Consider the following 13,637-nt stretch of genomic DNA (forward strand, 5'->3'; position numbering starts at 1 on the left):
TATGATTTTCGCTGCTGTCGGACGCTTTCCGCCGGGTGAGCGATGAGCCATCCCCGCCGCTTTGGCGTACGTTGGGATGTCTCATTTGCCCACTCATCCGGCAGGAGTCGCCGCCAACAGCGAAAATCAACAGAAAATGCTTACTTATTAGTGCCGACTCGCTAAAAACCAAAATTTTATACAGATTTTAAAATATGTGATTCCAGAAAATGGTTTAGGGAGATCAACTGTTCATGGAAAGCAACCAATTCTACTCGTGAAGCAATCAAATCAGTGCGAGAGCAACCAAATTGCCGGTGAAAGCACTCAATTCTTAAAACAGCTCTTTACTTGGAGTGAGATAACAAGGAATAGGAGGAACTCTTCCAATAAGTGGTTAATAGAAAATAATTTTATTCTAAAAGATGTGCTCTTTATTTGGAGACCGCATTTTCTAATTAGATTTTATAAACATTACATAGTAGAATGGATTAATTTAACCTTTGATATGTGTCGACACTAAATTAGATAGTAATTCCCATGGATTTTCCCTGCAGGGCGGCGACTCCAATGGAGGCCAACACGATGTTGGTCACGAAGGCGTTGCCACACGATGTGGCGCTCTTAGCCTTTGTTCCTCTGCCTGAGCAAGATGAGCCTTCACATCGTACGCGCTAGCGGCGGTGAAGGCTCATCGCTCACCCCATGGAAAGCATCCGAGCTGCAGCGAAAATACCAGCGGATACCTCATTCAACTCATTACCTCGCAGTTTCCCCATAAAGTACGTCACGCTATTTACAGCTCCCATTTACCTGTTGGGAAGACATAGGTACTTGCGTTTTTCGTATGTACTAGGCTATTAATACATAGTAAAGCAATAAGTATTAAATGTTTTTGAGCAACTGTATTGCATTACATAGGAAACTTTGATAAGATGTATTTAATTCAAGATAAAATACTTGAAGGACAATAAAATATTGATTCATCTTCGGGGCAGGGTGAAATTCCCGACCGGCGGTATTAGAACATGTTTCTTGAGCCCGCGAGCCGTTAAGTTAAGGTTGATTTGGTTAAATTCCAAAGCCGACAGTACAGTCTGGATGGGAGAAGGTGAAGGTGCAGTCGTTTTTCGTATACTCTAATACGGATACGCTTATTTAAGTGTACCTTTTACTCCTTTAAGCCTAGTAATAGCTTAAGGGATTTTTTGAGTAAAAGAAAACGTGCTGAGCCTTTCTTCTTGTGGAGTGAATCGCAAAAGGAGAGAGGATTTTATGTTAAAAGGTAAAACGCGAATGCTGATCGCAATCGCAATGTTAAGTAGTATTTCTTTTGTATTAATGCTTGTAGCATTTCCATTACCAGCATTACCTGCTTTTTTAAAGGTCGATTTTAGTGATATTCCAGCACTAATCGCAGCAATCACAATGGGTCCAGTAGCAGGTATTCTTGTAGCATTTTTGAAAAACGTCCTAGATTGGTTGTTTGCAGGCAGCCCAACTGGTGTTCCAGTAGGACATATGGCAAACTTCGTAACGAGTATTTTATTTATAGCGCCAGTCTATCTAATCTATCGTAAAGCTACATCATCTAAAGGAATTACGTATGGCTTAGCTTGTGGGACAATTTCGATGGCAATCGGGATGAGTGTATTAAACTATTATGTATTCTTACCAATGTATGCTTATTTCTTAAATTTCCCAATGGAAACTGGCACAGCATTATTCAATTCAATCATTTTCGGTATTTTACCGTTTAATCTTATCAAAGGAATATTAGTGGCAATAGTCATGATTGTTTTATTCAAACGAATGAAACCATTACTAGATAAAGTGACACATTCATTTGGTGCTACAAATATTAATTAAATTTAAAAGGGTTGTTTCTCCAATCACGGAGAAACAACCCTTTTTCATTGAAATATGAAGCATTTTTTCCATTTTGTTATACTATAATTCATGACATTCATTAATCGAAATAATTGCTCAGGAAAATAAAAGAACGTGTAAGGCGCTTTTTACACCTTACACGTTCCTTATCGGTATACTATTCAAACTTCAATGCGTCACCTTCGAATGATTCCTCTGCTACTTTAATAGAGTCAGTTGGGCAACCTTCAAATGCATCTTCCATATCCTCTAGTAGTTCATCTGGAACTTCTGTCGTCCCCATGTTATTATCTAAAATAACGAATGCAATTCCTTCGTCGTCATAATCATATATATCTGGTGCAGCAGCGCCACATGCGCCACATGCGATGCATGTATCTTGATCAACAATTGTATATTTAGCCATTCCTATATTCTCTCCTTTATATCTGCTTTCACGAATCTGCTATCTTATTCATTCTAAAGATATTTTCGCTACATTTCAACCAAAATACTTTCATATGTGAGGGATTTCCAGTGTATTTTCAACTATTACTCTTATTCATTATATACCATTTTCAAGGGGAACGGTCATCTACAGCTCCTTATTATTTATTAAAAGGGAAAAAATCCGGTCAAACCATGCAAGATGTGACGTATTTTAACCTACATCCCTACTTCGGCCTCTATCCAAAACTAGCAAAAGAAATATATGAAGTCGAAATAGAGAAACTCCATGCAGAAGGCTTCATCATCATGAATGAATCTACTTTGGCTATTACCGAAAAAGGTTTGCACCAAATAGTTTCCGTACGACGTCCTTTTTATAATGGATGGAATTTACGGGGGAAAGAATTTGTTTTTTGGGGAAGAGTGGAATTGATCGTTCAAACACTATCTCAATTTCAAAGGAATGAAAAACGATTTGTGCCCGTACAAAAGAGTAATGACGTTCATCAGTTTGTCAAAACGTATTTGCAACAAAGAGATTTTCAATCAAGCTCTTTTGGAGCAGATTTCAAACAACAACTATTGGGTTTACTCGAGAATTCTCAATTACTAGAAATACATCGTCTTTTGTTTGTTTATCGTTTAAGTGGGTACAAAAATAGTGGCTTAACTTGGGAGCAACTTGCGAGTACCCATCAAATGACTATCTTAGATGTGAAGTTTTTATTCATAGAGGGCTTACATATTTTATTGAATGAAATAACCGAGGAACAATACCCGGATTTCCACGCATTAACGAAAGGAATTTATGTACAAACACCTTTAACTGAATCAGCTTTGAAAACAAATAAATTATTTGAAAAAGGCTATACGATCTCGGAAATAGCAAGTATGCGCTTTTTAAAGGAAAATACGATTGAAGACCATGTCATTGAAATAGTTTCAGTAAATCCGAATTTTCCAATCCATTCCTTTATATCAGACAATCAAATGCAAGAAGTGCTACAAATCGCTCAAGAAAGACAAACAAAAAAATTGAAAATCATTCGAGAACAACTTCCTGATTTAAGTTATTTTCAAATTAGATTAGCACTAACAAAAGGAGAAGAAGTACATGGATAAGTTGACGGAAGTACTCAGCCGTAAATTTGGTTATGAGTCGTTTCGGGAAGGGCAAAAAGAAATAATTGAACATGTCATAGCGGGACAAGATGTTGTTGCAATTTTGCCAACGGGAATGGGGAAGTCACTGCTATACCAATTGCCGGCTTACTTGATGAAAGGGTCTGTCGTCATTGTTTCTCCTTTACTATCTTTAATGCAGGATCAAGTAGAACAATTAAAAATATTAGGCGAGAAACGTGTGGTAGCGATAAACTCTTTCTTATCTTTTGAACAAAAAGAGATGGTTTTTCGCAATTTATCTGCTTATAAATTCATTTTCACTTCTCCCGAAATGTTGCAAAATGAGCGCTTTAATCATGCGCTAACTACTATAAAAATCGCTTATATTGTGGCGGATGAAGCGCATTGTATTTCTCAATGGGGGTTTGATTTTCGGCCAGACTATTTACGAATCGCTAAATGGCTTCAACAGTTCCGACAAACCAATGTCCTTGCCTTAACTGCTACGGCAACAAGTAATGTAGTGAAAGATATTAAATCAACGTTACTAATGAGGGAGCCGTATGAATATATTCATTCCCTTGACCGACCTGCCATTGCATATGAGGCAATTGAAGTAAAAGATACGAAAGAAAAGCTAGCTTGGATCATCGACAGAATTACGTCTACCAATGGTCCTGGTATTTTATATACGCAGTCACGTAAAAAAACGGAGATGTATGCACATGAATTGCAAAAAAGAGGGATTCAAGCCTCATATTATCATGCTAAAATGGAGCAAGATGATCGTATTTTAGTCCAGCATCAGTTTCAGCAAGGGCAGCTAGAGTGGATATGTGCAACAAATGCTTTTGGGATGGGAATACATAAAGATAATATTCGACAAATTATTCATGATCATATTCCGACATCCATTGCGAGCTATATGCAGGAAGTGGGAAGAGCTGCGCGGGACGGGGCGCAATCAATCGCCTCCTTGCTATTCACTTCAACAGATGTGGAGCATGCATTTTACGTCGCAATGCAAGACTTTCCGGAAGAAGCAGATATTCGGCTGGCATATGAGTCCGATCAGATACAATTCCAATTACCAGAAACGACCGCTCGGATTTTAGAGTACTGGAAAGAAAAGTTGACGGAACAAGAGACGACCCTTCTTTTCCAATCGATTAAACAAAAGAAATGGACGGAAATTTTAAGCTTGTATACGATGCTACAAAATGATGTATGTATAAGAGAACAGCTTCTGCACTACTTTGATGAACAATTAATAAATCGTCCTATGTATTGCTGTTCCAAATGTACACTTCCTATAGAAGAAATTGTCGAGAACAGAAAACAATCGAGAGAAAAAACAGAAGAACTGGACTGGAAATTGCGACTAGATGAACTACTACTTTAGTAAAGTAGATGAGAAGTTTACTTTTTCAACAAAATTCGTCATAATAGTAGTAGATATAAAGGCAGAAATGGAGTTTGAAAAATATGAATCAAGACGACTATCAAAAAAAAATAGATGAACACAGACAATCCATCGGTGTCGAGGACGATCAAGTAGAACTGAGAAGTCGCAGAAGATCCCATTCCGGAAAAAAAGCGAAAAAAAAGTCTAAAAACGTGTTAATTCCGACCTTATTTTTTATTTTTATACTAATTCCTGTAGGGATTTTTCTTTATGTGCAATTTATTTACACGCCTCAGGAAGAGGAAGAAGTACAAGAATCGGAAATTATTCAAGTAGAGACAAAAACAATTACGAACAGTCCTAAAGAAGAAGAAAACGAAGCGCAAGTAGCGGATAAGGAAGTAGAGCAACCTACAGCTACAGAGGAACCAAAAGTGGAAGAACCTAAAGTTGAACAACCGAAAACAGAACAACCAAAAACGGAACAACCGAAAGTAGAAGAGCCCAAAGTCGAAAAGCCAAAACAAGAAACCTCCTCTAAAACACATATAGTTAAAGAAAATGAAACACTATACCGTATTGCGATCAACTATTATAATGACCCAAATGCTGTCGAAAAAATTAAATCAGCAAACGGTTTATCGTCTGATGAGATTGCAACTGGCCAAAAGCTAATCTTACCTTAACAAATGTATAAAAAGAAGGTCATTTGCAATGTTAGTTGCATAAATATATGTAGACAGTTATATTTGGAAAAAGATGATTCATAAAGTTAAGTAGTGAATGGAAAGGACAGGGGGGAATTTCCCTGTCCTTTTAGACGTTAACATTAGGAGGTTTTTTGTTGGTCTATTTTCTTTTGGTTGTAGTTGGTTTAGCTGTTTGTTTTCTCCTTTATATGCTCTACTTAGCATTTCAAGTAAATCTAAAGACACATACACTTCGAGTGGAAGAAATGAAACCCGGTGCGCAAGTTCATCTATTTTTCATCTCAGATATTCATCGTCGAAAAATAGATAGTAATCTTATCTATTCGCTTATGGGGAAGGTAGACATAGTTATTATCGGTGGGGATTTAACCGAAAAAGGGGTTCCTTTACATCGAACGGAACATAATATCGAGCAACTAAAAAAATTAGGGGACGTTTTTTATGTATTTGGCAACAATGACCGGGAAGTGGGAGAGCAAAATTTAATCCGACTACTTGAAAAAAATAATGTTCATCTATTGGTCAATCAATCTGTGGAACGCATCATTGATGGTACACCGATTCGCCTCGTTGGAGTCAATGATGGATTTAGTGGTAAAGTGAACATATATGACGCATTTCAAGAAGTTAGGCAAGAGGATATTATTATTTTCATCACACATGCACCAGCTTATTTTAACAACGCTAAAAAAGTCAGTAAACCGCATTTATTATTAGCCGGGCATCTGCATGGGGGTCAAATCCGATTTGGACCTTATGGCATTTATGAAAATGGTGCTTTTAAAGTAAAAGAAAATAGTGCGGAGCTTGTGAGCAATGGTTTTGGAACCACAGGCGTGCCTCTTCGATTAGGGGCAAAATCAGAGTGTCATATTATTACAATGTACGGTGAATAAAATCACCGGTTGAAAGAGTTAGGAAAGGAAGTTTTTACAAGTGGTACAACAAGTTGACGTAATAATTGTTGGAGGGGGGCCATGTGGGCTAGCAGCTGCAATTTCGATGCAAAATATTGGTTTACATACACTCGTGATTGAAAAAGGAAATATTGTGGAAGCAATTTATAAATACCCCACACATCAAACGTTTTTTAGCACAAGTGAAAAGCTAGCAATTGGAGATGTTCCTTTTGTCGTAGAAGAACGAAAACCTAAGCGAAACCAGGCATTAGTCTATTATCGAGAAGTCGCAAAGTTGAAAAACATACAAGTGAACAAATATGAATATGTTAGACAGGTGGAAAAAGAAAAGGATTATTTTATCATCCACACATCGAAAGGGACGTATCATTCGACATACGTCATTATTGCAACAGGTTATTATGATCATCCTAATCTCATGGGTATACCTGGTGAGGATTTGCCAAAAGTGAGTCATTATTTTAAAGAAGGTCATCCCTATTTTGATCATCATGTTTTAGTAATTGGTGGGAAAAATTCGGCAATTGATGCGGCGCTAGAGCTAAACAAAGCAAGAGCAAAAGTTACGGTTGCTTATCGAGGTGATACTTATTCCCCGAGTATAAAACCATGGGTATTGCCAGAGTTTGAAGGGCTCGTTCGAAATGGTGAAATCGACATGCATTTTAATACGGAGGTAACAACGATTGAAGAACAAGCGATTACGTTAAAAGGACCAGACGGGGAATTTCAAATAGAAAATGATTTCGTATTTGCAATGACCGGTTACCATCCGGACCATGGATTTTTACGGAAAATGGGGATTCAAATGGACCCAGTGACTGGTCGTCCAACCTACAATGCAGAAACGATGGAAACGAATGTGGATGGAATTTTTATAGCTGGAGTTATTGCTGCAGGAAATAACGCCAATGAAATATTTATAGAAAATGGCCGTTTCCACGGAGACCAAATAGCTAAAGAAATAGAAAAAAAGCGTAAAGAAAACTAAGCCTCTTTACGCTTTTCCCTTGCCCCTAGGGAATAATAAAATTTTTTTCTATATAGAAAAAATGCTGTTCATTGCGCTTTTCGGGTCGGTGTGATGCAGTGCTATGAGCAGTGCTAGTCTTGCCTTTTGACCGTTTAAACCGTGTGCAAACATCACTCCTTGTTCTTTCAAATTTTTTCCTCCGCCGACGTAACCATAAACGTCTTGAGCAATCCCATTAAAACATCTAGAGACCAGTACAATCGGTATATCTTTTTTCAAAATATCCTCGATGGTTGGAACAAGACTTGGAGGGACATTTCCTTGGCCTAAACCTTCTAGTACAATCCCTTCGTATCCTAATTGGATAGCCGCTTCGAGTAAATCAGGCTCCATCCCCGCATACACTTTAAATAATGCGACTCTTTTGGAAATACCTTGAATCGGAAGCACATTTCGGTGATTTGGCGAATGGTGAAAATGCACAATCGATTTGGAAATAAAACCAATTGGACCATATTGCGGACTTTGAAATGTGCTTACATTACTAGCATGGGTTTTCGTCACATTCTCTGCTGTGTGAATTTCGTCATTTAAAACGACAAGAACCCCTTTATCCTTGGCATCATCCGAACAAGCAACTTGTACAGCGGATACTAAATTATACAAACCATCTGAACCTATTTCGTTAGAAGAACGCATTGCACCTGTAAGTACGATTGGTATAGATGTATCAATTGTTAAATCGAGAAAATAAGCAGTTTCCTCCAGCGTATCAGTTCCATGTGTGATGACAACACCTTCAATGGAATGTTCTCCAATATATTGCTCAATTAATTGTTTCAAAATTAACATTTCTTTTGGCGTAATATGTGGAGAAGGTAAATTGAACGCTTCTATTTCTAAAATATTAGCATATTGTTTCAGTTTTTCAGCTTCGAAAGTAATGGGATTATTTTCTGTAGGTATGACGGCACCAGTATCTGATTGTATTTGCATAGATATAGTTCCGCCAGTATGAATAAGTAAGATAGATTTCATTTTAAAACCTCCGGAATTTTACATTTTATCGGCAAAAAGTTGTATAATAAAGAGAATCTAATGGAAGGAGTACGCATATGTTCATACTACTCTCTGTTGCAATTGCACCAGCACTTGCACTTTTAAGCTATTTCTATTTACGTAAAGAAATAGCCAAAGAGCCTTCCAAATTATTATTACATTCTTTTATATATGGTGCTATATTAACATTTCCAATATTATTTATCCAACACGTTATTCAAGAGGAAGAGCTATTTTCATCCTTATTTCTTCATCAAGCACTCGTAACAAGTGCTTTGGAGGAATTTTTTAAATGGCTTATATTAGTTATTGCCATATACAAACATGTAGAGTTTGATGATCCTTACGATGGAATATTGTATGGGGCCAGTGTCGCGCTCGGCTTTGCGACGGTAGAAAATATTTTATTTTTACTAAATTTTGGGATGGATGCAGCATTTATTCGTGCCTTATTACCCGTTTCCAGTCACGCCTTATTTGGTGTTGTAATGGGCTATTATTTAGGGAGAGCAAAATTTTCTGCTCGAAAGGCAAAAAACGAAATTACGTATGCATTTTTAGCATCATTTTTTTTACATACTGTATATAATAGTATTTTGATTATTAAAGGGTTGGATTTATTATTAATCGTTCCATTCATGCTGTTTTTATGGCTATTCGGTTTGTCTAAAGCGAAAAAAGCGCATATTTTATCACGACGTAAGCGAATGGAAGACCATCAATATTATATGAGAGAAGAAATCTAGCTCTGTGCTAGATTTTTTTTGTATATTTGAGCGCATCTTATCCAAGCTAATAAAAAAGGAGAGATGACGTTYGAAACAACTAAAGTATATTTTATTGGGCATCGTATTTTGTGCAGCGAGCTATGCCTTGTTACAGGAAGAGCAACCTACACAGGCTTTCTCTACCCAAATAGTTGAACGCGGAGCATATGGTGACGATGTAATTGAATTGCAGTCTAGACTACAATATACCGGATTTTACACGAGTCAAATAGATGGGAAATTTGGTTATAACACATACTGGGCACTTCGAAACTTTCAAGAAAAATATGGCCTTCCAATTGATGGTTTACTAGGAGAGGAAACGAAGAAAAAGCTTGTAAGTGTTTCCAAGTTCGATAAACAATTCGTCCATGACCAACTGAAAAAAGGAAATAGTTTTACGACTTATGGTGGAAAAGATTTAGCTAGTCAAGTGAAAAATAAACAAGCAGAAAGCACCAATATGCAACTTCCACCGAAGTATTCGGAAAAAGATTTAAATCTTATTGCCAATGCTGTATATGGGGAATCTAGAGGAGAACCTTATGAAGGGCAAGTGGCGGTTGCTGCAGTTATTTTAAATAGAGTGGAGCATCCCGATTTTCCAAATACTATTTCAGAAGTAATCTTCCAACCATTAGCCTTTACAGCAGTTGCGGACGGTCAAATTTGGCTAGAGCCAAATGAACGTGCAAAAGAAGCGGTACTCGATGCGTTGAATGGATGGGATCCTACGGAAAATGCAATCTACTATTTCAACCCGAAAACAGCAACAAGCAAATGGATTTGGTCACGACCACAAATAAAAACAATCGGACAGCATATTTTTTGTGCATAAGGAGATCATATGAAAAAATTTATATGGGTAATTGTTGTTTCTGCCGCCGCCGTATTCCTTGTGTATCATTTTAACGTCCAGTCTAAAAATACTCGCTTAGAAAACGCGCTTGCCAATCAATATTCTAACCAATTAACATCGGCATCCGAAAAATTAATAAAACTAAGTGACTCCATTGATCAAACCTTACTCTTTCAGGATAAAGAGGTTCTCGATCAGCCATTAGAAGACGTATGGAGACTTTCTTCCGATGTTCGTGATTCAATATCTGCTCTTCCAATAGATCACGAGACCTCAACTGTATGGATGAATTACTTGAACCGAATCGGAAATAGTGCTTCCTTAGTGAAAGATGGCAAGATTCCAGTTGAGGAATGGCAAAAAAGTATGAAAGATGCAAGAACAAATTTACTATCATTATCTGATCAGTGGGCTTTTACGAATAGAAATGCTGGGAAAAAGGAATATATCGTTACTTCCTTTGTGAACAATAAAGCGAATAAAGAAAACGAAAAAAACTGGAAAACGCTTGGAGATTCTGTAAAAGCTTATACGGAAAGTGATTTTCCGATGACTGCAAGTGAAACGGACAAACAAAAAAAGAAAGATTTGCAACATATTAAAGACTCCGAAGTAACTGCGGATCAAGTGAAACAAAATTTCTTTAAATTATTTCCAGAACTAAAAGATGCGACCATTCATATTACGGAAAGCGCAGAAGATGCACCCTACCCTTTTTACCATGTACAATTCCATAAAGGGATTCGAATTGGATATGCTGACTTTACGAAAAAAGGAGGTCACTTGCTCTCGTATTTATTGGAGCGACCTTTTGACAAAACGACGATTAGTAGCGAACAGATGAAAGAAAAAGCAAGTGCTTATATGAAGTCCTTCGGCTACACTGATACAGAGTTGGTAGAGTATCGAGAAAACCATATTGCTTGGCATTTAGCCTTTGCACGGCTTGATCCAAATAATGATGCACTCATTTACGCGGACGGCATGCATTTAAAAATCGCCAAAGATAATGGGGAACTATTAGGCTTGAATGCGATGGAATATATTCAAAAAGAAAATATAGGGGAACAAAAAGTAGTACCAATCGATTATAAGAAAATATTCTCAGGTGATTTTACGGTCGAAGAAGAAAGACTAGCTTATGTGGAAAATAAAGAGCTTCAACAACGTCTTGCCTATGAAGTATTAACGAGAAATGATTCGATTGGCACACATAAAACGTATATTGATACGGAAACACATGAAATATTACACACAGAAAAATTACCTTAACCAGAAATTTTGATAGAAATATACCCCTTTAAGTGTCATAATATATATATTATGACACTTAAAGAGGGTTGCTTATGAATATTAAACTTGGGACAGTTCTTACTTTAGAGCCAACCGTATCAGAAAAAGTGGAAAAGTACCGTTGTAAAATTGTTGATAGCGATGATCATGCGATTTACGTAGATTATCCAGTAGATTCAATTTCAGGTAGAACCGTTTTTCTAATAGACGGAACACAACTTCGTGTTTCATACACCGAAGAATCAAAAGCAGCTTTTGCATTTCAAACGGAAGTTCTAGGCAAAAAAAAGGGACAAATCCCAATGATAAAACTCTCCTTTCCAGGAGATTCAGAAATTATTAAAATACAACGAAGAGATTTTGTGCGTGTGGTCGCTTCGCTTGATATATCAGTCCGATTCCAAGATGAAAAGTACCAATTTGTGACCGATGATATAAGTGCGGGTGGGACGGCTGTCATATTAAATCGTGCCGTCAATTTTAAAGCAGATGATGATGTTTCTTTATTGATCCCACTTCCGTTTAATAATGGTGATATTAAATACGTATCGACAACTGCTAAAGTAATACGGATCTGGGAAAGAGATTCGATCACGGTGGCATCATTGAAATTCTCGGATACGGATGAAGTAGATAAACAACAGATCGTTCGTTATTGTTTTGAACGACAAGTATTGCTAAGAAAAAAAAGCAGGGACTAAAAGTCTGTATAAACAGGCTTTTTTTCTTTGAGAAGTCATATGAGTTTTGGATAAGTGTAAACCTTTTTGGTAAAATAAGTGAGTTAAGTAATTTTAATGAATTGAACGCATTATAGGGATACTGCGACGTAGAGTATCCGCTATGATTTTCGTTACAGGATGGACGCTTTCCGCCGGGTGAGCGATGAGCCTTCACCGACGCTAGCGCGTGCGATGTGAAGTCTCATCTGCCCACTCATCCGGCAGGAGTCGCCATCCTTTCACGAAAATCAACGGAAAATTGCTTACCTATTCTGTATCKACTTGCTAAAAACAGGTTATTATCCAATTTATTCAATTCATGCATCCAGAAAATGGCTAAGGGCAACAGATCGGTCCCTGAAAGCAATCAAACCAACATGAGGGCAACCAAATTGCAGGTGAAAGCAACCATTTCTGTAAGTTTACTTGGATTGAGACGACCAGGAATTGGATGCATTATTTATAAAGGGTGCGCAAATGGTCTATAATGTTGTGAGTTTGAAGAGAGATTTTACGAGTAACGACTGCAACGTTACACATTTTTTATTGGACAATCTTCTCTGAATAAATAGAGTGGATATTGATGCCGTAGCGCGACGGGCCGCATGAGCCGCAGTCATGAGACCCACTCGTGTGCAACACGAGTTGGCTCATGCAAGGTGCGGCAAGCGCGAAGGCTAGCGGTCACTACGACGCATTATCCCTTTTCTGTGTAACATCCCATTAATATCAACCTAGCTGCAGCGCCTTGCCCCCTGAGGACAGCCATAGGCGCTTACGCTTTTCAAGTTATATGTTAAAATAGATTCGAATAGAGCGGAGGCAAAATTATGACGAAAAGAATTCAAGTCGCAATCGATGGACCGGCAGCTGCCGGCAAAAGCACAATAGCTAAAAAAACAGCAGAATTATTAGGATATACATATGTAGATACAGGTGCAATGTATCGAGCAATTACGTATAAAGCCATTCGCTTAAACATAGATTTGCAAGACGGAGAAAAATTAACGGAACTATTACACAACACTAGAATCGACTTAAAGCCCTCTCCAAAAGGACAACTTGTGTTTTTGGATGATGTAGAAGTAACAGAAGAAATTCGTTCCACAGAAGTAACTAGTTCGGTATCAGCAGTTTCTGCACATGCAGATTTACGGGAAGAAATGGTCAAAAGACAAGTGAATATGGGGAAAGACGGCGGGATTGTCATGGACGGCAGAGATATTGGAACACATGTATTAACGAACGCAGAATTGAAAATTTTCATGTCTGCTAGTGTAGAAGAACGAGCAAACAGAAGATATTTGGACAACCAAAAAAGAGGTATTTATACAAGCTTAGAAGAATTGGTAAAAGAGATCGCCCTTCGGGACAAACTGGATAGCGAGCGAGAAGCATCGCCATTAACGCAAGCAGAAGACGCGATTTATATCGATACTACTTCTCTTTCTATTGAAGAAGTATCCCAACAAATTATGCAGCTCGCAAAAGAAAGGATGGCGTAAT

The 13,637-nt window shown here is 37.7% G+C and carries 13 protein-coding genes and 1 riboswitch; of the genes, 11 read left to right on the top strand and 2 right to left on the bottom strand.

Going from position 1 to position 13,637, the window contains the following annotated elements:
- Window positions 1–960: 960 nt before the first annotated feature.
- A riboswitch (FMN riboswitch) is annotated at window positions 961–1,096 on the top strand.
- Between the two features lie 158 nt (window positions 1,097–1,254).
- Window positions 1,255–1,848 carry an ECF transporter S component gene (locus tag AC1DFT_RS14265; RefSeq protein WP_478159401.1) on the top strand — a complete coding sequence of 198 codons (594 nt, stop codon included), beginning with the start codon at window positions 1,255–1,257 and terminating at the stop codon, window positions 1,846–1,848.
- 178 nt (window positions 1,849–2,026) lie between these two features.
- Here AC1DFT_RS14265 and AC1DFT_RS14270 read toward each other — a convergent pair whose 3' ends face one another.
- Complete coding sequence (locus AC1DFT_RS14270) at window positions 2,027–2,275, bottom strand: ferredoxin (RefSeq protein ID WP_478159402.1); 249 nt, start codon at window positions 2,273–2,275, stop codon at window positions 2,027–2,029.
- A 110-nt stretch (window positions 2,276–2,385) separates the two neighbouring features.
- On the opposite strand from AC1DFT_RS14270, the gene AC1DFT_RS14275 reads away from it, so the two are divergent.
- The 5 genes from AC1DFT_RS14275 to AC1DFT_RS14295 all read left to right on the top strand — a co-directional run bounded on the left by AC1DFT_RS14275 (window position 2,386) and on the right by AC1DFT_RS14295 (window position 7,449).
- Window positions 2,386–3,420: a YpbB family protein gene (locus AC1DFT_RS14275; protein ID WP_478159403.1), complete on the top strand. Its 1,035-nt coding sequence runs from the start codon at window positions 2,386–2,388 to the stop codon at window positions 3,418–3,420.
- A complete protein-coding gene (locus AC1DFT_RS14280) occupies window positions 3,413–4,825 on the top strand; it encodes a RecQ family ATP-dependent DNA helicase (RefSeq protein WP_478159404.1) in 1,413 nt (470 codons plus the stop codon). Before AC1DFT_RS14275 ends, AC1DFT_RS14280 begins: the two co-directional genes overlap by 8 nt.
- An 83-nt stretch (window positions 4,826–4,908) precedes the next feature.
- Window positions 4,909–5,514, top strand: coding sequence for a LysM peptidoglycan-binding domain-containing protein (locus tag AC1DFT_RS14285; protein WP_478159405.1), 606 nt, complete (start codon window positions 4,909–4,911; stop codon window positions 5,512–5,514).
- A gap of 158 nt (window positions 5,515–5,672) precedes the next feature.
- A complete protein-coding gene (locus tag AC1DFT_RS14290) occupies window positions 5,673–6,434 on the top strand; it encodes a metallophosphoesterase (RefSeq protein WP_478159406.1) in 762 nt (253 codons plus the stop codon).
- A 40-nt stretch (window positions 6,435–6,474) separates the two neighbouring features.
- Window positions 6,475–7,449, top strand: a complete 975-nt coding sequence (locus AC1DFT_RS14295; protein ID WP_478159407.1) for a YpdA family putative bacillithiol disulfide reductase — start codon at window positions 6,475–6,477, stop codon at window positions 7,447–7,449.
- 48 nt (window positions 7,450–7,497) lie between these two features.
- On the opposite strand, the gene AC1DFT_RS14300 is transcribed toward AC1DFT_RS14295, so the two are convergent.
- Entirely contained in the window at window positions 7,498–8,469 is a 972-nt protein-coding gene (locus AC1DFT_RS14300; protein WP_478159408.1) for an asparaginase, read from the bottom strand.
- Window positions 8,470–8,546: 77 nt separating this feature from the next.
- Here AC1DFT_RS14300 and prsW point away from each other — a divergent pair, with 77 nt between their 5' ends.
- The 5 genes from prsW (at window position 8,547) to cmk (ending at window position 13,636) form a co-directional block, all read left to right on the top strand.
- Window positions 8,547–9,236 (top strand): glutamic-type intramembrane protease PrsW, encoded by a 690-nt coding sequence (prsW, locus tag AC1DFT_RS14305; RefSeq protein ID WP_478159409.1) that lies wholly within the window; start codon window positions 8,547–8,549, stop codon window positions 9,234–9,236.
- 94 nt (window positions 9,237–9,330) lie between these two features.
- Window positions 9,331–10,095, top strand: a complete 765-nt coding sequence (gene sleB, locus AC1DFT_RS14310; RefSeq protein WP_478159410.1) for a spore cortex-lytic enzyme — start codon at window positions 9,331–9,333, stop codon at window positions 10,093–10,095.
- A 9-nt stretch (window positions 10,096–10,104) separates the two neighbouring features.
- Window positions 10,105–11,388 carry a PepSY1/2 domain-containing protein gene (locus AC1DFT_RS14315; protein WP_478159411.1) on the top strand — a complete coding sequence of 428 codons (1,284 nt, stop codon included), beginning with the start codon at window positions 10,105–10,107 and terminating at the stop codon, window positions 11,386–11,388.
- Window positions 11,389–11,462: 74 nt separating this feature from the next.
- Window positions 11,463–12,110, top strand: coding sequence for a flagellar brake protein (locus AC1DFT_RS14320; protein ID WP_478159412.1), 648 nt, complete (start codon window positions 11,463–11,465; stop codon window positions 12,108–12,110).
- An 851-nt stretch (window positions 12,111–12,961) separates the two neighbouring features.
- Entirely contained in the window at window positions 12,962–13,636 is a 675-nt protein-coding gene (gene cmk, locus AC1DFT_RS14325) for a (d)CMP kinase (protein WP_478159413.1), read from the top strand.
- Window position 13,637 lies beyond the last annotated feature (1 nt).

This window comes from Psychrobacillus sp. 05T411, assembly GCF_056396485.1.

Coding starts and splice junctions, on each gene's coding strand:
- cmk (WP_478159413.1), top strand. CDS start 12,962: ATGACGAAAAGAATTCAAGTCGCAATCGATGGACCGGCAGCTGCCGGC.
- AC1DFT_RS14315 (WP_478159411.1), top strand. CDS start 10,105: ATGAAAAAATTTATATGGGTAATTGTTGTTTCTGCCGCCGCCGTATTC.
- AC1DFT_RS14265 (WP_478159401.1), top strand. CDS start 1,255: ATGTTAAAAGGTAAAACGCGAATGCTGATCGCAATCGCAATGTTAAGT.
- AC1DFT_RS14320 (WP_478159412.1), top strand. CDS start 11,463: ATGAATATTAAACTTGGGACAGTTCTTACTTTAGAGCCAACCGTATCA.
- AC1DFT_RS14285 (WP_478159405.1), top strand. CDS start 4,909: ATGAATCAAGACGACTATCAAAAAAAAATAGATGAACACAGACAATCC.
- AC1DFT_RS14270 (WP_478159402.1), bottom strand. CDS start 2,275: ATGGCTAAATATACAATTGTTGATCAAGATACATGCATCGCATGTGGC.
- AC1DFT_RS14300 (WP_478159408.1), bottom strand. CDS start 8,469: ATGAAATCTATCTTACTTATTCATACTGGCGGAACTATATCTATGCAA.
- prsW (WP_478159409.1), top strand. CDS start 8,547: ATGTTCATACTACTCTCTGTTGCAATTGCACCAGCACTTGCACTTTTA.
- AC1DFT_RS14280 (WP_478159404.1), top strand. CDS start 3,413: ATGGATAAGTTGACGGAAGTACTCAGCCGTAAATTTGGTTATGAGTCG.